This window comes from Streptomyces sp. NPDC044571 (assembly GCF_040647115.1).
GTDB lineage: Bacteria > Actinomycetota > Actinomycetes > Streptomycetales > Streptomycetaceae > Streptomyces.
This window is the reverse complement of the sequence record NZ_JBEZBN010000086.1, coordinates 1-18,395: the sequence shown is the minus strand read 5'-3', so window position 1 is coordinate 18,395 and position 18,395 is coordinate 1. Positions and strand designations below refer to the sequence as shown.

The 18,395-nt window shown below is 70.4% G+C and carries 14 protein-coding genes and 2 pseudogenes; 11 read left to right on the top strand and 5 right to left on the bottom strand.

What is annotated here, in order from left to right; genetic code table 11:
* Positions 1 to 735: 735 nt before the first annotated feature.
* The 6 genes from AB0B01_RS29135 to AB0B01_RS29110 all read left to right on the top strand — a co-directional run bounded on the left by AB0B01_RS29135 (position 736) and on the right by AB0B01_RS29110 (position 7,627).
* Entirely contained in the window at positions 736 to 1,080 is a 345-nt protein-coding gene (locus tag AB0B01_RS29135; RefSeq protein ID WP_361725388.1) for a DoxX family protein, read from the top strand.
* A gap of 469 nt (positions 1,081 to 1,549) precedes the next feature.
* Complete coding sequence (locus AB0B01_RS29130; protein WP_361725385.1) at positions 1,550 to 2,224, top strand: ScbR family autoregulator-binding transcription factor; 675 nt, start codon at positions 1,550 to 1,552, stop codon at positions 2,222 to 2,224.
* Positions 2,225 to 2,478: 254 nt separating this feature from the next.
* Entirely contained in the window at positions 2,479 to 3,747 is a 1,269-nt protein-coding gene (locus AB0B01_RS29125) for a ParA family protein (RefSeq protein ID WP_361725382.1), read from the top strand.
* On the top strand, positions 3,744 to 4,688 hold the full coding sequence (locus AB0B01_RS29120) for a ParB/RepB/Spo0J family partition protein (protein WP_361725379.1): 945 nt from the start codon (positions 3,744 to 3,746) through the stop codon (positions 4,686 to 4,688). The genes AB0B01_RS29125 and AB0B01_RS29120 overlap by 4 nt, the downstream gene beginning before the upstream one ends.
* Positions 4,689 to 4,861: 173 nt before the next feature.
* Positions 4,862 to 7,063: a helix-turn-helix transcriptional regulator gene (locus AB0B01_RS29115; protein WP_361725376.1), complete on the top strand. Its 2,202-nt coding sequence runs from the start codon at positions 4,862 to 4,864 to the stop codon at positions 7,061 to 7,063.
* A 9-nt stretch (positions 7,064 to 7,072) separates the two neighbouring features.
* Positions 7,073 to 7,627 (top strand): XRE family transcriptional regulator, encoded by a 555-nt coding sequence (locus tag AB0B01_RS29110; RefSeq protein ID WP_361725373.1) that lies wholly within the window; start codon positions 7,073 to 7,075, stop codon positions 7,625 to 7,627.
* A 23-nt stretch (positions 7,628 to 7,650) separates the two neighbouring features.
* On the opposite strand, the gene AB0B01_RS29105 is transcribed toward AB0B01_RS29110, so the two are convergent.
* From AB0B01_RS29105 to AB0B01_RS29090, 4 genes are all read right to left on the bottom strand, one after another.
* On the bottom strand, positions 7,651 to 8,028 hold the full coding sequence (locus AB0B01_RS29105) for a DUF6009 family protein (protein ID WP_361725370.1): 378 nt from the start codon (positions 8,026 to 8,028) through the stop codon (positions 7,651 to 7,653).
* 180 nt (positions 8,029 to 8,208) lie between these two features.
* Positions 8,209 to 9,786, bottom strand: coding sequence for a phage/plasmid primase, P4 family (locus AB0B01_RS29100; protein WP_361725367.1), 1,578 nt, complete (start codon positions 9,784 to 9,786; stop codon positions 8,209 to 8,211).
* Positions 9,783 to 10,808: a bifunctional DNA primase/polymerase gene (locus tag AB0B01_RS29095; protein WP_361725391.1), complete on the bottom strand. Its 1,026-nt coding sequence runs from the start codon at positions 10,806 to 10,808 to the stop codon at positions 9,783 to 9,785. Before AB0B01_RS29095 ends, AB0B01_RS29100 begins: the two co-directional genes overlap by 4 nt.
* 908 nt (positions 10,809 to 11,716) lie before the next feature.
* Positions 11,717 to 12,187 (bottom strand): MarR family winged helix-turn-helix transcriptional regulator, encoded by a 471-nt coding sequence (locus AB0B01_RS29090; protein ID WP_361725364.1) that lies wholly within the window; start codon positions 12,185 to 12,187, stop codon positions 11,717 to 11,719.
* Between the two features lie 129 nt (positions 12,188 to 12,316).
* On the opposite strand from AB0B01_RS29090, the gene AB0B01_RS29085 reads away from it, so the two are divergent.
* The 5 genes and pseudogenes from AB0B01_RS29085 to AB0B01_RS29065 form a co-directional block, all read left to right on the top strand.
* A complete protein-coding gene (locus AB0B01_RS29085) occupies positions 12,317 to 13,159 on the top strand; it encodes an NAD(P)H-binding protein (RefSeq protein WP_361725361.1) in 843 nt (280 codons plus the stop codon).
* 105 nt (positions 13,160 to 13,264) lie between these two features.
* On the top strand, positions 13,265 to 14,446 hold the full coding sequence (locus AB0B01_RS29080) for an FAD-dependent monooxygenase (protein WP_361725358.1): 1,182 nt from the start codon (positions 13,265 to 13,267) through the stop codon (positions 14,444 to 14,446).
* Between the two features lie 203 nt (positions 14,447 to 14,649).
* Positions 14,650 to 15,051, top strand: a complete 402-nt coding sequence (locus tag AB0B01_RS29075) for a GntR family transcriptional regulator (protein ID WP_361725355.1) — start codon at positions 14,650 to 14,652, stop codon at positions 15,049 to 15,051.
* A pseudogene (locus AB0B01_RS29070) lies at positions 15,048 to 15,286 on the top strand (ATP-binding cassette domain-containing protein); the annotation flags it as partial. The gene AB0B01_RS29075 and the pseudogene AB0B01_RS29070, both read left to right, overlap by 4 nt.
* A 15-nt stretch (positions 15,287 to 15,301) precedes the next feature.
* Positions 15,302 to 15,499, top strand: a pseudogene (locus AB0B01_RS29065) (transposase); the annotation flags it as partial.
* A 578-nt stretch (positions 15,500 to 16,077) separates the two neighbouring features.
* On the opposite strand, the gene AB0B01_RS29060 reads toward AB0B01_RS29065, so the two are convergent.
* On the bottom strand, positions 16,078 to 17,322 hold the full coding sequence (locus tag AB0B01_RS29060; RefSeq protein WP_361725352.1) for a hypothetical protein: 1,245 nt from the start codon (positions 17,320 to 17,322) through the stop codon (positions 16,078 to 16,080).
* Positions 17,323 to 18,395: the final 1,073 nt, after the last annotated feature.

Below are 18,395 nucleotides of genomic sequence, written 5' to 3'. Positions count from 1 at the left end.
CCCGCCCCGGAAAGACAACAGACTGCCGGGAAGCCCCCGGGGAATGGCCGGGGGGTGACAGTCCAGGAGCGGGCCCGTCAGCGATCCACGGGCCGATCCCCGCCGCCATATCCCCATCCGGGGCCGACCATCCCCTCTTTCCGAGCCCAGGCCGGGTCAAGCCGCAGCCGACACCAATCAGATGGGCATCGGGGGCCGTCCGCCCACCATCGCGTCAGATCGCTACACAGCCCATCTCGGCATAGCGTCCGACGGCCGTCTGGGGTCGCTCATTGCCGCGGCAGATCGCTACACAGCCGGTCTCGGCTTGGCGTCCGCGGCCCGTCTGGGGGCGGGAATGGGCGCCATTGGGTCGCAGGACGTCAGTCATGCGCGCGCGGGTGGTTTGCCCTGATTTGGCGGCCGGTTGGCCAGACCGATGGGCCCCTTGACTGAGCGTGATGCCGAAAGGCCCAGCATCCGGCTCCTTCTGCGCCCTTTCGGTCCTCTAGATGCCCGCGAAGAGGCCGCAAAAGCCCAGAGATCCCCGTGGGGCCTGAATGGGGCTTGGGTCGGTCCGGATTGCGGCCGTGGGCTGTCGGGTGCAGGCGAGCGGCGCCCGGATCGGCTGGGAGGGCAGCGGTGCGGATCCGTGGCCCGACGAAGACTTTTTTCTGCGGGCTGTCACACTCTCGCGGCGGGGCGGGTCAATCCGGTGAGGAGCACAACCCAGCCGCCCGATGAGGAGCTCATCTGATGTCCACTGCCACTGTCATCACGATCGTCGCCGCCGTCATGGTGGGTTTCTCGGCCGTCTCGGTCTTTCTGCGTACGAAGTGGGTCGTGGAGCCGCTGGCCGACTACGGGGTTCCGCAGGACTGGTGGAACTGGCTGGGCGCGGCCAAGGCCGCGGGAGCGGCCGGTCTTCTCGTCGGCTTCTTCGTCCCGGTGATCGGCCTGATCGCCGCCGTGTGCACGGTCTTGTACTTCACCGGTGCCGTCATCACCGTGATCCGGGCTCGCTCCTACGCCCACGTCCCGTTCCCGATGATCTACGCAGCCCCCGTCGTCGCCGCCCTGGCCCTGGGCTTCCCCGCATGAACTGCCAAGCGCCTGCCGTCTCGTCCCATCAACCCCAGACGGTCGTCGGACGCTATGCCGAGACCGGCTGTGTAGCGATTTGGGGCGATGGTGGCCCCTGCGGGTCCCGATGCCCATCTGGTTGGCGTCGGCTGCGGCTTGACCCTGGCTGGGCTCGGGAAGAGGGGATGGTCGGCCCCGGATGGGGACATGGCAACCGGAAGCCGGCTCGGGCGTCGCTGATGGGCCCGTATGTCTGTCTGTCCCCCCGGACCCCCACCGACCCCGGGTGCGGGCATCCCGCCCACCTCGACCCCTTAACGCCGTTAACGCCGTTAACGGCGTTAACGCCCTCCCCCGAAAAAATACTTGTCGACTGGTTTTCTTCGCCCCCATCCCACAAGATGGAGCCCGACGTCCCACCAGACGGCGGCACGACACGAACAAGTGGCACCAGCGGCACCAGCGAAAAGCACCAGGAGACACCCACATGGCAAGGGCCCGGCAGGAACGTGCCGAGATCACCAGGCAGGCGATCCTCGACGGCGCAGCCATCGCCTTCGACCGGTGCGGCTTCGGCGGCACCAGCCTCAGCGACGTGGTCAGGTACGCCGGAGTCACCAAGGGCGCGCTGTACTTCCACTTCCCCTCCAAGGAAGCCCTCGCCCGCACCCTGATGGAGGAGCAGTTCCAGGTCTCCGAGGGCGTTCCCGCCATCGAGGAGCCCGGCCTGCAGACGGTCATCGACCTGACGCACCAGATGGCGTACGGGCTGCGCACCAACGTCCGTATCCGCGCCGCGATCCGCCTGGTCATCGAGTTCGGCTCGTTCACCAACCCCGACCCTGCCCCGTACAACACGTGGATCGACACCTGCCACGCCTGCCTGACGCCGGCCCAGGAGCGGGGCGACGTCCTCCCGGCGCTCGACGTGTACGACCTCTCCACCTTCCTCGTCGGCTCGTTCACCGGCATCCAGGTCACCTCGCACGTCCGTACCGGCCGTGAGGACCTGCACTCCCGGGTCATCGACCTGTGGAACCTGCTGCTCCCCGGGATCGTGCCCGCGCACCGCATCCCCGCCTTCGACCCGGCCGGCTCGCCCGAGTGCCGGGCCGAGCTCGGTCTGGCACTGCCCGACTCCTCGGCGGTCCCGGTCGGCTGACGGCGTATCCAGGGCGGCCTCGCACACGCCGTGGCGAACCACGGGGGTGCTCGCTACGGCGTGTGCGAGGCCGCCCTGTCGCGTATCCGCGCCCCGCCCCACCACGATCCAGGCCGTCCCAGGGCCGCCGCAGGGCCATTCCAGCCGTTCCAGGGCCGCTCCACCCCCCGTTCCCCACCCCCCGCACCCACTTCGTTAGCAAAACTCAGGCGTGGCGCCCACACGCGGCCACGAACGTTAGTAAAGTCCCTCTCATGACTTCGCCCTCGTCCCAGAGCGACCGCGAGAAGGTCGTCTCCAAACTCGCCCCGTGGCTCCGCCAGGAGTTGAAAGTCCGCACCGCCCAACTCGGGGTGGACATCCAGGACGCCGTCCACCAGGGCATCGCGCACTGGCGTGCGCTCGCCTCGGCCCCCTCCCCCGTCGACACCTCGGGCGCGGAATCCTTCTCCACCTGGCTGCCCGCCGGTCAGTGGGACTCCTTCCGCGCCGACTGCAAGGACCGCGGCGTCTCCCTCATCCAGGGACTGGCCCAAGCCGTCCGCCTGTGGCTGGAGATGAACCCGGCCCCCACCGTCAAGCGGCCTTCCGTCGTACGCCGCATCGTCGTGTGCAACCAGAAGGGCGGCGTCGGCAAGACCGCCATCACCGCCGGTACCGCCGAGGCCCTCGCCGAGGACCCGGAGACCCTCCACCCGGTCCGCGTCGCCCGCCGGCCCGCCCGCCTCTCGGGCGCCGAGGAGGGCGACGGGCACCCCGCGGAGCCGACGGCGGCAACCCCCTTGGACCTGGAGGACCTCCCGGGCCTCGGCATGCGCGTCCTGCTGGTCGACTTCGACCCGCAGGGCCACCTCACCAAGCAGCTCGGCCAGCAGCCCCTGCCCATCGGCGGCGACAGCCTCACCTGCCACATGGCCGGCGAGGCCAAGGGGCCCCTCGCCGACCTGGTCGTCCCCATCCCGGACGCACGCTTCGGCGACCGCCTCCACCTGCTCCCCGCCTGCACGGACGCCTTCCTCCTCGACGTGCGCCTGTCCACCGTCCGCGCCCGCGAGGCCGCCCTCGAACGCGCCCTGGCACCCGTCGAGTCCGACTACGACGTCATCCTCATTGACTGTCCCCCGAGCCTCGGCCTCAGCATGGACGCCGCCATCTACTACGGCCGCCGCCGCGACGCCGAACAGCCCGGTGCTTCCGGCGCGCTGATCGTCGTACAGGCGGAGGACTCCTCGGCCGACGCGTACGACCTCCTCACCTCCCAGATCAACGACCTGCGCGACGATCTCGCCCTCGACATCGACTACCTCGGCCTGGTCGTGAACCTCTACGACGGCCGCCGCGGCTACATCGCCACCTCCTCCCTCCAGGCCTGGAGGGACATAAAGGATCCGCGCGTCGTCGCCGTCGTACCCGACCTCAAGGAACAGCGCGAGGCCGTCCGCGTGAAGCAGCCGCTGTTCGTCTACGCACCCAAGGGCGACCAAGCGGTCGCGCTGCGGGCCCTCGCAAGGGAGATCTCATGAGCAAGGCCGACAAGCTCGCCGTCTCGGCATCCTTCGCCCGCGCCCAGCCCGTCGGCGTCAGCTCCCGCCGCGCGGCCATCGCGGAGGCCACCGGCGCTCCCACCTCCGGGGTGGTCCCGCCGTCCGAGGTCCCCATCGAGGCGCTCGCGCACAACCCGTTCAACCTCCGCGAGGACCTCACCGAACTCGACGAGCTGGCCCAGTCCCTGCTCTCCCGGGGTCAGCTCCAGCCGCTGGCGGTCGCCACCCGTATGGCGTTCATGGAGGCCCACCCGGGCCAGACCGACGGCCTCGGCCGCGCCCCGTACGTGGTGATCGACGGCAACCGGCGCCTCGCGGCCGCCCAGCTGGCCGGCCTGAAGACCATGCACATCCACGTGAACGACGCCCTGTCGGCGTCGGCCGCGGACATCCTCGAATCGGCCCTCATCGCCAACATCCACCGGGTGGACGTGGCCCCGATGGACCAGGCCCGGGCCCTCCAGGAACTCGTCGACGTCCACGGCTCCCAGGCGCAGGTCGCCAAGCGGCTGGGCAAGACGGCCGCCTGGGTCTCCCAGAGGCTGGCTCTCCTGAACCTCACCCCGAGTCTCCAGGAGAAGGTCGACACGGGTGAGCTCAAGGTGGAACCGGCCCGCCGCATCGGGCGCCTGCCGCAGGCGCAACAGGAGGCGGCGGCCACCGAGACGATCGGCGCCGTGAACCCCCCGCGCCAGCGCACCCACCCGGCCCCGACCGTTAACGCCGTTAATGCCCCCGGCCAGGATCCGACCGTTAACGGCGTTAATGCCTCCGCTGTCTCGGCTGCCTCAGCTGCCTCCGCGGCGCCCCGGATCACGATCGCCACGGATTCCCCGGAAACGATCGCGGACGCCCTGGCCGCCCACCTCACCCCCGACGACCTCAAGGCCGTCACCGAGCTCCTGCTGACCCGCATCTGAACGCACGGACGCCGGACCGCCACCACGGACCGGCACCAGAACCCACGCCGGGACCGACATCCGGCCGCCGACGAAGGCGTTAACGGCGTTAACGCCGTTAACGCCCCACGTGCGATTCATGTGCGTTCAGTCGTGCGCTTCACATAGGCTGCCCCCGGAGGTACGCACGCACCATGCCCGACGAACAAGAGAGCCTCTTCGCTGCAGTCGACGCCCTGCTCGAAGAAGCGGCCGCTCAGGACCCGCTCCCGCATCCAGACGAGCGCAAGCGCCTACGGGAAGCCGCCGGCCTGAGCCAGGACCAGATCGCCAAGGCCCTCTCCGTACGCCGCGAAACCGTCACCTCCTGGGAGACGGGACGCACGGCCCCGCGTCCCCCCAAGCGCGCTGCGTACGCCCGCCTCCTGGAAGGCCTGGCCGCCCTCCACCCCGTTAACGGCGTTAACGGCGTTAACGGCGTCAACGCCGTCAACCCCACCCCGGAACCGACGGCCGCCCCGGAGCCGACGGCTGCCCCGGAGCCGCCGACCGTCCCGGGCCCCGGGCCGGAGCCCCAGCCCCGGGAAGAGCCGCCCGGCGAAACACCGCCGCACCCCAACACCACCAACACCCCCACCACCCCCACCACCCGACGGGCAACCCCCCTACCGGCAACCCCCCGGGCCGCCACCCTCCCTCCCCCCACCCCCCTGGAAGGCAACGGCCCCCTCCTCGTCCTGGACGGCACCGACCGCGCCCACGCCGCCCGCGGGCTCCTCCTCGACCTCCCCCCCAAGGCCCGCACCGACCTCCCCACCCTCATCGCCTGGGCCCTCGGTCCCGACGCCGACCTGCGTTCCCCCCGCCTCCACCGCAACGGCAAGGACGGCGACCCGCTCCTCGTCCTCACCGCCGCCGCCACCGAGGCCCTCGGCCTCCCCGACACCCTTGAGGACCGGCGCGCCCTGCGCCTGCCCGACCACCACCCCGTCCTCAAGCAGCTCGCCAAGAGCAAGTGGCAGCTGACCCGCCGCGGTTTCGGCCCCTGGCCCCGCATCTACCGACCAGCCACCGCCGCCACCGGCCGCCAGTGCGTCCAGCTGGCGATCCTGCCCTGGGGCGCCCTGGACCCCCGGGCCTGGGGCGAGCACACCGCCGACCTCCCCGCCCCGGAGCTCGCCGAGATCCTCACCACGTACGCCACCCGCGTCCTCACCCCGCGCGGCTCCACGGCCGTGACCGGCCTGGAACTCATGACGGCGCTGCGCCCGCCCACCCGCGCCGCCCGCAACCCCGCCACCAACACCTGGGAGTCCGCGGCCGTTCCCGGCTCCCTCACCCGCCCCGTCGACCCGGCTCCCCCGGAGGCCCCCGACGAGCATCCGGTGGTCGCCGCCCTGTACCCCCGCGCCCACCAGCGCACCCCGGACCAGGTGCTCGACGAGGAGGCGTACGACTGGTTCCGCGACCCGGAGCTGCTCACCGACGCCGAGTGCGCCCGCACCCACGCCGTCGGCATCGACGTGAACATGGCCTTCGCGGCCGCCGCGAACCGCCTCACCGTCGGTCTCGGCCCGGCCGTCCACACCACCAGCCCCCGCTTCGACCCGAAGACCCCGGGCTGCTGGCTGGCGGACCTGTCCTCCCTCACCCTCGACCCGCGCCTGCCCAGCCCCTTCACTCCGCACGGCAAGCCGCCCACCGGCCCCGCCTGGTACGCGACCCCGACCCTCGCCTACGCGCAGGAGCTCGGCCACACCGTCCACCCGACCGAGGCCTGGCTCCGCCCGGACCACGGCTCCTACCTCGACGCCTGGTACACCCGCCTGCGCGACGCCTACATGGCCACCATGGCCGACCTCGGCATCACCTCGGCCCTCTCGGAGACCGAGTTCCTGACCGCCATGGCCACCGCCCCCCAGCACCCGGCCACCGCCACGCTCAAGCCGGTCCTGTCGGCCATCAAGTCCACCGTCAAGGGCGGCATCGGCAAGCTCCGCGAACGCCCCCAGGGGGCCGGCTACCGCCCCGGCGAGCCCTGGCCCGCCCTCGAACGCCCCACCTGGCGCCCCGACATCCGCGCGGCCGTCATCTCCACCGCCCGCGTCAACATGCACCGCAAGATGAACAAGCTCGCCACCGCCGCCGGCCAGTACCCCGTCGCCGTCCTCTCCGACTGCGCGGTCTACCTCTCCGACGGCCCGAGCCCCCTCGACTTCCTCCCCCGCACCCCCGAAGGCAAGCCCCTCCCCGGCGGCTTCCGCCTCGGCGTCAGCCCCGGCATGGTCAAGCACGAGGGCACCCAGCCCCTCCTGTGGGCCGTCCAGATGCTGGACGAGGGTCTCAATCCCGCCCGCCACATCAAGGGCCACGACGCCGCCGCCGACGGAGAGTAAGAAGCAGACATGGCCAGCATCGACGACAGCCTCAGCCGCGCCGACGAACTGCACTTCACCCGCCCCGTCCCCAAGTCCGCGGGCGCGCAGATGCGCTTCCTGGTCAAGCAGCTCAAGTCCACCCGGGAGGCGGCCCGCCTCCTCGGCATCTCCCAGCGCACCGTCGAGCGCTACGTCAGGGACCAGCTCAGGCAGCCCAAGCCGGCTCTCGCCGCCCGCCTGGCGGCCGAGGTCCGCCGCCGTTGGCAGCCCCTGGTCCGCAAACGCGCCCGCGAGCAGGCCGCCCGCCAGACCGGCCTGGTGATCGAAACCCGGGCCCGTTTCGGTTTCACCGCCGCCCCCGGCACCACCGACGACGGCCGTATGCGCCGTATCACCCAGCACCTGCCGCCGCAGTACGCGAGCCGCCTGTTCGCCGCCCAGGAAGCCGGCGCCCCCGAGGCCGAGCTCCGCGCCATCGCGGCGGAAGGCCTCCAGGAGATCTACTTCAAGGACAGCGGCGCCCGCGCCACCAGCCTCCTGGTCGAGTTCACCGACATCGACTACGTCGACTTCGCCTTCTGAAACCCGGGCGGATCGGCAACTGATCAAGCGACCGTCGGCGCGGACAGCCCCCGCTGCGAGCGTTCCGTCTTCCGGCCCACCTGCCGCGGCTGGATCGTACGGGGGTCCACGGCCTCACCCGGGGCCCCTTCCCGGTACAGGCCGTCCGGTTCGGCGTCCCGGTCGTGGGGGAGCAGGTAGAAGACGCGCCGCTTCTGGAGCCCGCTGTCGGGGTCGGCCTCCGCCGTGTCGCCGAGCTCGGTGAAACCGATCATGCGCCCGTCGCGGTGGTAGCGGGGCTTGCCCCGGCGGCGCGGGGTCTTGTCGAGGGCCTGGCGGACGTAGTCGAGCTCTTCGGGGTTCTCCAGCCACACCACTTTGTCCTCGTGGGCGAGATCGCTTGCTGACAGTAGCGAGCTCATGGCGTGGGTCCCTCCTCATGCACGTCGGCCCCGCAGGGCCCCTGATTCCTCCACGCCGCGAGCGGCGCCGGTGTCGTTATGCAGCCGCCGCCTGTGCGGCGCGACCGGGTGGTGGATTCGTTCATCTTCCTTGTCCATCGTAGGCGTGCCCGCGGCGGGGCGGCCGCACGCACGGGCCCGTCACCTCGTGGTTGCCCTGTTCGCCTCGCGCGGCACCTGGTCCTCGTCGGCGAGCAGGGCCAACCCGGGATAGAACTTCTGCCCGTTCGAGCGGAGCATCTCGTTCGGCGAGGCGACGCCGACCTCGGCACGGATCCGGGTGGCGAACGCGCGGGTCGTCGCGGGCCGCAGGCCCTCCCCGTCGTTGCACCAAGCGCTGTAGGCGCGGTACAGGGCGCCCTGCTCGACCTTCAGGTCCCGCGGGTCGGCCAGGTCGGCGCCGGTGGTGCAGCACTCGGCCAAGAACCGCCCGATGTGGTCCTCGGTGGTGGCGTACGCCTGGGTGGCCGTCCGTACGACGCTGGGACCGGTCAGGGACGGCTTGGTGGCGAGGTAGGCCTTGGCGCCCTGGATCATCCAGTGCAGGATGCCGGGGCCCTCGTCGTGGACGAGCTCCTCGGCCAGATTGTCGATCTTGCGGTGGTCGGGGACGACCCGCTCGAAGGGGATGAGCCGGATCCGCCGCCAGAAGGCGTGGCCGCCCGTGCCGACTTCCGGCCGGTGGTTGCCCAGCAGCCACAGTTTGTGGGTCGGCTCGAAGCTGAAGAAGTCCTGCCGCATCCGGCGTGCCTTGAGCCGGTCGCCGCCGGTCAGCAGCTTGACGCGGGCCTCGTCGAACTTGTCGTGGGGCTTGAGCTCGCTGCACACGAACAGCCGCCGGCCGTGCAGCTCCGTCAGCTCGGTGGAGTGCTCGTTGAACTTGCCGCGCTCCATCAGGAACCCGGGCGGCGCCACGTCCGCGTAGTCACCGAGGATCTTGATCACGACGTCGAGCAGCGCGGACTTCCCGTTCGCGCCGACCCCGTACAGGAACGGCAGCACCTGCCCGCCCACGTCGCCGGTGATGCTGTAGCCGAGCAGGAGATGAAGGAAGTTGATCATCTCCTTGCCCTTGTCGTCCTCGCCGAAGGTCTCGTCGAGGAACCGGTGGAACCGCGGCGTCGGCATGGCCTCGGGCGCCAGGTGCGTCGCGCGCGAGTGCAGGTCCCGGGTCGGGTCGGGCTTGTGCAGATCGCCCGTACGCAGGTCCACGACGCCCGCCGGCGTGCACAGGGCGTACTTGTCGCCGTCCAGCGTGTCAGGATCGAGGGCGAGTTCGGGGGAAGCCTTGGCCTGGGTGAGCATGGCCTTGACGCCCGAGGTGGACATGGCCCGCTTGCGGTGCTGGGCCAGCTCCCGGTCGGTGAAGATCCCCCGCGGGTCGTGGGTGGGCAGTTCCTCCGCCATGTCGCCGGCCGCCCAGATCGCGGCCTTCTCGCCACCCGTGCGCTTCCAGCGGTACTCGTCCCACACGTACCAGCCCAGTCCCTCGACGTGCCGGAACCGGTCGTGGTGCAGGTACGCGAACAGCTTGGCGTTCCCGCGGTCCGTCAGGTTGTTCAGCAGCCCGGCCTGAACGAAGTCCGCCGCGGCAGCGACGGGCGCCGCACTCTGCTGCGCGGGCAGCCGCCGACCGGCCGCCGCGGTCTCGGCGGAGAACGCGGCGAGCTGTTCCGCCGCCGCCTGGGCGTTGAACCCCGTGCTTCCGGCGCTGCTCATGGGCGGTCCTTGGGCTGGATCGGTCGATCGCTTCCGGCACGCAGCCCCGCGTCGACGATGAGGGCGTTGCGCCGCGTCTGGTGGGGCCGTGCCAGGTCCGCGACTTCCAGGAGCAGACGGCGGCACTCCGCCTCGCCGAGGTGCCCGGCCGCAGCCAGGCCGCCCGCGGTGAAGGCGGCCCGGTTGAGCTTCTCGCTGAACGCCGTCCCGGAGGGGCTGGCCGCGCAGGCCCGCACCTCGTCGAGCAGCGAGGCGAGCACCCGCCGCCCTCCGCCCCGGCGCGGACGCTGCTGCGCCGGGATGGCCGCGGCCGTACGGGACTCCCCACGGGACTCCCCGCCGTGCCCGGTCCGCACCAGCTCGGCCGCCAGCCACAACGGCAGGACCGCGGGCACCCTCGCCCCGGGCAGGGCCTCGTACGCCCCGGCGGCGGTACGCGTGCTCGGCGCCACGATGTAGCCGCCGTCCGCCCGGACATCGACCTGCCAGGCCAGCGCCACCCGGGAGCTCGACCCGCTGGAGCACCGGAACCGCGGCCCGTCCTTGGGCGCCCGGTACCAGATGTGCATCCCGCCGGAGGGCGTCCGTACGCGCAGCGTCGAGGTGTCCTCGCACGGGTTGGGCCGGGACCTGTGAGCGGCCAGAAGCGCCAAGGTGTCGAATCCGCTCTGCAGACCGGTCAGGTCGACGCGGTCATCGATGGGAATGCCGGGAAGCAGCCGCTGCCGGTCGGGGAGGGACGCGCCGTGGGCGTCCACGTCGATCACCACGAGCCCGGCAGGCCCGGTGGCGACACCGATCCCGAACCTGGGCTCGGCCTCCCACCACGCACGCACCGTACGAAGGTCCGTGGTCGCGGCGTGGAACCCGTGACACCAACGACGCTCGGCGTGACACGGGCACGCCTCGGGCGCGTGCTCACTGCCCCGGCACTCCGGGCAGTTGGCGGCAGGCGTCTTGGTTCCCGGGGCCAGCGGATGCACGGGATACCCCCGCAAGGCCAGCCAGCCGGCCACGTCCATCGCCGTCCCGCCGCTCACACCCTGCGGCGGCTTCTCGGGCTGGACCGGCACTGGCTCTTCCTCGACGCGGTGTAGGTCCCAGGGACCAGAGGGACTGAAGATTCACTATCGCGGAGATTACCGCAGAGATCACCGGCACCCACCCCGGAATCGCTGCCGTATCGACATTTCAGTCCCTTCAGTCCCTCCGTTCCCGCTGTTCACCCTCCAGAGCTTCCACCGGCAACCCCACCCCACCCGGGCGTGTCGCCCCGGTCCCTGCCAAGGGCCCAAAACCACCCGCACCACCGCATCCACCCCCGAGCACTCCCAAATCTCCCTGCCCTCAGGTACTGAACGGCCGAGACCCTCGTTCAGTCCCTGTCCTTTCAGTCCCTGAGAAAACGTGCAGGTCACAGCGTTTTGATCTTCGCAGCAGGGACTGAAGGGACTCAGAGTCGGTACTTCCAGCTCTCACGTGTGCGTGTGTATGCGCGGGCGTATGTAAGGAGTGCCTTGTTCATATCTGGCTCATAACTGGAAAGTTGAGTCCCTCCAGTCCCTGCGAACCGGCCGGCACCAACCCTGACCTGCAGGTTTATGCAGTGACTGAAGCACCAGGGACCGAAGCGTGCGTACGCGGCTTCAGTACCTGGTCCGGGGGACCGGGTACCGAGGGAGGGGGCGGACGAGAACCGAGCCCCCTCCCCCCACGGCCCGTCAGACCCTCCACAGCGCGGAAGAAGCCCCTGCGACCCCAAGCCCGCCGGCAGGCCCCAGAAGGGCCCTCTGAAGCCCTCCAGCGCACGCCGCACGGCGGACGGACCCAGCTGGAGGCACTTCCGTGGCGCCAGGGGCGACCGACCGGTGACATACCTGGACAAATGCCACGCCGAAGGGCGCAGGGAAGAGAAGGCGCAACGATCCGCTCAGCGCTGGCGGAGGGCCTCCTGGGAGGCGACGTACTTCAGCATGAGCCGGGCGAAGTCCAGACGTTCCTGCTCGGACCACTCCGCGGTGATGTACTCGAAGGCCGAGCGCTGGTGCCGACGGAAGCGGGCCATCAGTTCCCGGCCCTCGTCGCTGAGGTGGAGGACCGTGCGCCGGCCGTCCTGCTGCGAGGCGGCGCGCACGAGGTAGCCGGCCTTGATCGAGTCCGACACCATGCGGCTGGCCACGGACGGGTCCACGCCGAGGTGTTCGGCCACGGCGCCGACCGTGACCTCACCGGCATCGCGCTGCTCGGCCTCCATGACGACGTTGAGGACCAGCGTGCGTCCCAGGTCCTTCGGGGACATGGGGTCCGCGACGTCCAGGAGCGAGGAGCGGCGCAGCTTCCCGAACGCCGGGCCGACGGCGTTCAGCAGCTCATCACCCGTCACCGGCTCGTCTCTCGTCATGCGATCAGCCTACCTAGATGACCGCACGAATACATGTGTTGACCTGAAAACGCATGCATGCAAGCATGCATATGTCTTCAGCATCCAAATTCCACGCACCACACCACATCGAACGGGGACCGATTTCTCGTGACCACCCTCATCACCGGCGCCCGAGGCCGGATCGCCCAGGCCGTCATCAACCGCCTGCACGCCCTCGGACTCCCCCTCCGCGCCGCCAGCGCCCACCCCACGGCCCTGACGGTCCCGGACGGCGTGGAGACCGCCGAACTCGTCCTCACCCGGCCCGAGAACTTCGAGGCCGCCCTCCGCGACGTCCGCCAGGTCTTCCTCTATCCCGAGCCCTCCGGCATCGACGAGCTGATCAAGGCCGCCGAGGCCGCCGGCGTCGAGCACGTCGTCCTGCTCTCCTCGTCCTCCGTCCTCGGACCGGACGCCGAGAACGACCCGCTCGCGAGCCACAGCCTCCGGGTCGAGCGAGCCCTCGCCTCCTCCGACCTCACCTGTACGCTCCTGCGCCCGGACGCCTTCGCCGGCAACTCCCTCGGCTGGGCGCACTCCATCAGCCAGGGGCAGCCGATCCGACTCGCCTACCCCGACGCGCACATCGCGCCCATCCACCCCGACGACATCGCGGACATCGCCGCCGAGGCCCTGACCGGCACCTCCCTCACCGGCCGCGCGGTCACCCTGACCGGCCCCGAGTCACTCACCTTCCGCGAACAGCTCGCCCTGCTCGCCGACACCCTCGGCCGCGCCATCCCCGTCGAGCAGATCACCCGCGCCGAGGCCGAACAGCAGATGGCCCACCACATGCCCCCGCCGATGGTCTCCTCGCTGCTCGACCTCTGGGAAGCCGCCGACCGCACCCCCGCAGCCATCCACGACACCACCCACACCCTCCTCGGCCACCCTGCCCGCACCTACCGCCAGTGGGCCACCGAGAACGCCCCCGCCTTCACCCCCCACTGAGGAGCCGGGAAGCCCCGGGCCGGACAGACGGGACCTCCGCGACAGTCGACCAGGGCTCCCTGAGAAGATCTCAAAAGGTGCCCGACCGGAGCGAAGAGGTGGCTCATGCCAAAACGTCACGCGGTAGTAGCCGGGGCGGGGATCGGCGGTCTCACGGCCGCCCTCGCACTGCATCGCCGCGGCTGGCACGTCACCGTCTGCGAACGCGCCCCCGAACTCCCCACCACCGGCGCCGGCATCGGCCTCGCCCCCAACGCCCTGCGCGCCCTCGATGCCATCGGAGTCGACGCCGCCCACGCCGCCGGCAGCGCGACAGCCACCACGATGGGCGTGCGCCGCCCCGACGGCCGGTGGCTCACCCGGACCGCCACCGCCGACATGGCAGCCCGCTACGGCACGCCCCCGATCGCCGTCCCGCGCCCGGCCTTCACCGCCGCCCTCGCCGCCGCCCTGCCGCCGGAGACCATCCGCTACGGCACCGCCGTGACCGCCGTCGACGACACCGCGGGCCGCCCCACCGTCCGTACCGCCAACGGCCCGGACCTCCCCGCCGATCTGGTCGTCGCCGCCGACGGCATCCACAGCCCGCTGCGCCGCGCGTACTTCCCAGCCCACCCCGGCCTGCACTACATCGGTGAGACCGCCTGGCGGACCCTCGTGGATGCCCCCGACCTCCGGATACCCGCCATGAGCGAGACCTGGGGCCGAGGTGAGCGGTTCGGCATCACGCCACTCTCCGACGGCCGGTTCTACCTCTACGCCACCGCAGTCGCCCCACCCGGCACCCGTTCAGCCGACCCCCGAGCCGAACTCCGCCACCGCTTCGGCTCGTGGCACGACCCGATCCCGGCCCTCCTGGACCGCGTCCAGCGCCTCGCCCCCGCCGACGTCCTCCAGAACGACCTCCACGACCTGGCCGCCCCGCTCCCCCGCTTGCACCACGGCAGCATCGCCTGGGTCGGCGACGCCGCCCACGCCATGGCCCCCAACCTCGGCCAAGGCGGTTGCCAGGCCATCGAGGACGCGGTGGTCCTCGCCCACCTGCTCCCAGCCGAACACGACACCCACACCCCCACCTCCATCCCGACCGCCCTCGCCGCATACACCGCCGCCCGCCGCGACCGCACCAACGCCATCCGCCTCCGCGCCCGCCGCGTAGGCCGCCTGGGCGCCCTCCGCAACCCCCTGGCCGTAGCGGCCCGCGACCTCACGGTCCAAGCCACCCCCACCCCCCTCGCCCTACGCGGCATGGACGACCTCTTCAACGGCTTCCACCTCCCCCGATAGCAGGGCCCCGGCCCCCCGTACCCGGCACCCACGAACCAGACGCGCCCACCGCCGCCCTGCGGGCGCATCTCTCCGCAGCAGCGGGGCACCACCCCACCCTGGCCGTCGGGCGGCGTCAGCGTCGACATATGAGCGCTCTTGACAGTCGGGACTCCCCCACGCAAGGTTTCACTACTTGCTTAGTGAAAGCGAAATGAGTAGGCGTGATCGAGTACCGCATCGACCGGCGCAGTGGTGTGGCCACCTATCTCCAAATCGTGCAGCAGACCAAACAGGCCTTGCGCCTGGGCCTGTTGGAGCCGGGGGACCAGCTGCCCACTGCCCGTGAGGTGGTCGAGGCCCTCGCCATCAACCCCAACACCGTGCTCAAGGCCTACCGGGAACTCGAACGTGAAGGCCTGGTGGAAGGCCGCCGAGGCCTCGGCACCTTCGTCCGCCGGACGCTGGGCGAGGGCAGGGCGGCAGACGGCGCGCTGCGCACCGAGCTCGCCCAGTGGCTTGCACGGGCCCGGCGGGCGGGCCTGGAGCAGGACGACATCACCGCACTGTTCACCTCCGTACTGAGCGGATCCGACGGTGAACCGAACCAGGGGGACGAAGAATGACGGCAGCCATCGAAGCGCACGGCCTCGGACGGAGGTTCCGCCGCGGCAGCTGGGCCCTGCGGGACTGCTTCTTCCGGGTGCCGCCGGCCGCATATGCGCCCTGATCGGCCCCAACGGCGCCGGCAAGTCCACCCTGCTGGCCTTGGCCGCGGGCGTAGTGAAGCCCACCGAGGGCACCCTGAGGACCCCGGCCCGCGAGGCCATTGCCTATGTCGCCCAGAACAAGCCGCTCTACCCGCAACTGGGCGTCCGCATCGCCCGCAAGGGAATCGAGTCCCCCGAGCGGCTCGGGCGACGCCGGTGGGTGGTCGAGCGGACCATGTCCTGGCTGACCGGCTACCGCCGACTCAGCCACCGATACGAACGCCACCCCCGCAACTACCTGGCCTTTCTCGGCCTCGCCGCCGCCCTGTGCTGCTACAAACGACTCGTCCGCCTCACCACATAGGACACGGTCTGTGACAAAGCCGGTGTGAAGCGTCTCTGAATCGGCTTCGGCGATGAAGAGTGCGATGTGGTTGATCACGATGGTGATCATGTGCCCCAGGCTTTGCTTGGCCTCGACTCCGACGACCCAGGAGTCGCCGTCTTCGGCGGTCTCTGTGATGGCCGTTCCTGGCAGGTCGATCCTGACCTGGTAGTGCCGGGTTGTGGCGCTGGGGAGGTTCACATGCTGCAGCCCAGAAGTGAGGTTCGCCGGCCGGTTGGTTGTGGTGGTCATGATGTGGGTGCGGTGGTCTTCGGGACGGTGTATGGGGCGCCGTCCACTCGTGCTCTGACCATGGCCGTCTTGGCCGGTCTCCGGGGTGGAGGGGATCTTGGACGCAGGGTTTGTAACTGACCACTTCACCGGATCGGTGCTGGTTGCAGCGAAGGGTGCAGACGGGGCACAGTCGCTCCCTCGCACTCGCCGGACTGGTGCGCACGGCCGCGTGGCTGTGACGGCGGCCGGACGGCTCGGTGACCGGATCCCGGGTCCCCCCGATCGTGCCAGGAACGGGAGCCGGTCATCGTCGTGGCAGAGGGTTATTCGCCCTGGAGCTTGGTCAGGATCCACTCGCCGAGTTCCTCGGTCATCAGTGTGTGTCCCTCGTTGTCACTGGCGCACATGAAAGCGTCGAGTTCGCTGTCGGCGGGGTCGATCTTGCGGTAAAGCGTGTCGTGGTCGTCGATGTCACCGGCCGCCACTGCGCTGACGCTCGGGACGAATGTGCTCGTGTTGTAGGTGAGTTCGGCCGGCTGACCTTCGAGAAGCCCGGCCAGGAAGGCGGCGGTTCCGAAGTTCCCGGGGTGGCCTGGGAGATTGTGGGCTTCGGGGAACAGGCCGCCGGGAGCGCCGTCGATGTCGGGCAGGCCGCTGGAGGTGATCTGGATCTCGGTGGCTCCGGCCTTCTTCAGGACGGCGACGACCTGTTCTCCCATGTTCTGCGTGTCCAGACGGGTGCCCGTCAGCTCCTGACCGGTGGTGCGCATCGCCGTCACGCCGGCCGGGATGTTGTTTCCGGCGCCGGTGCCCGTCCCGTTTCCGACACCGAGCCGCCGTACGCCCTCGGGCCAGCCGCCGACCCGTTCGAGTTCGGCGAGGAAGTCGATGCGGGCCTGGTCCTGGCGGGCCTCGGCGCCGACGGTACCGATGTGCCAGCGCAGCAGTTCTCGGGCGGCCGGGCTGTTGACCAGCACGGAGAAGTTGCCGAGGAGTTCGCCGAACCCCGGGATCGAGCCCCAGTTGTCCTTCACCCAGTGTGCGAAGGCCTGTACCCCGATGGGCAGCCAGGCGCCGCGGTGAGGGGTGTCGTAGGAGAGATAGGTCGAGGTCTGGTGGTCGTCACCGTCGTGCTGCATCTTCGCGAGGGCGTAACGCGTGACCAGCCCACCCATACTGAAACCGCCGACCGTCAGCTTGGCGGTCCCTTCGCGGTCGTCGATCGCCTTCTTGATGCACTGGATCGCCGCACCGGCGTTGTCGATGATGGAAGCGGACCGCTCGTCGAAGCCGAGGAGAACCAGGTCGAAGCCGGCCTCCCGCAGCGAGGAGACGAAGGGGTACTCGCCGTTCTCCAGGGCGTTCCACAGAGCGTCGGGATCGCTCTTCCCGGCGGAGAAGCCGTCGGAGAGGATCACCGGCTTCCTGACCCGGCTCTGGCCCGGCGTGCTGTAGAACACCCAGGCGGTTCCCCCTTCGAGTGGCCACGTGGCGTCCCACGCGGAAGTCCTCGGGTACGCGGGCTGAGCGCCCGGCATGGCGTTGTCCCAGATGCTCACAACAGGCATGGACATGAATTTGGCTCTTTCCTCTCGTGGTGCGGCCGGGCTGCGCCACCCGTGGGGCCGCCGCTTTCAGGGCGAAAGCAGAACCTATGATTGCGAGGCTCAGATCCCGCTACCAGGGAATCCACACCACGTCACCCTTTCGACCCGACGCCCTTTCTGTGCAGGTCACAGGGCTGAAAGGGAAGAAACGATGATGCGGGCCCAAGGTCCGGGAGCATTCGGCCGGGCGTGAAGTACGGCTGAGAGACGGCTTCGAGCTCCCCCCGGCATTACGGGAATACCATGATTTTGGTCAGCCGTGTGCATCGACCAGAAGAAGGTGACCGCGATGCGCATAGCGGTCAGTGACCGGAGCGTCCCTCCGAAGACACCGCCGACTTCCTGCGTTCTGCGTTCCCGACGGCGCGAGCCGGCGCTCGGACATGAGGCCGTCGCGGAGTGGGAGCGGGAGAACCGGGTCGTCCTTCCTGAAGCCGTACAGGACCTTCATCGCGGAGATCAGCAACGGCTCCAGCCTTGGCCCTGCCCGCGACGGTGGTCTTCAGCCGCTCGGCCGGCTGCCCGGCGCGTGGCCCGACCTCGGCCCGCGACGGCCGGGCGAGCCGTTCCCTCTGGAGGCCGCCTGGGGCTGGGAGCACGACGAAAGTGTCGATCGCGAGGACCCGCGCATCGACGCCGTATGCAACAAGGGATCCGTCGTTCTCGGGTCCGAGCACGAGCAGTCGTTCTGGCTCCTGCTCACCACTGGCCGCCGCCGCGGCGGTGCGACGTCGGCACACTGGCAACGACTGGTGGGACTGAACGCTCGCGCGAGCGCGTCGAGCGTTACAGCGAGGACGACGCCCGCGACGACCTCCGTCCTGCTCCCCCACGGGATCGCTGCCGGCCACGTGGCACTGACCGGTCAGAACACGGTCGACGGCACGGCTGAGGATGGCTGGGGAGGTACCCCGAAACCTTCAACACCTACACCAGTGGTGTGGGTTGGGGGTGTGGTGGTGGGGTTTGGGTGTTATCGGTGTATGACATGAGGAACTACCGTTGATCAGCGCAGTAGTGGTTCGTGGTGGCTG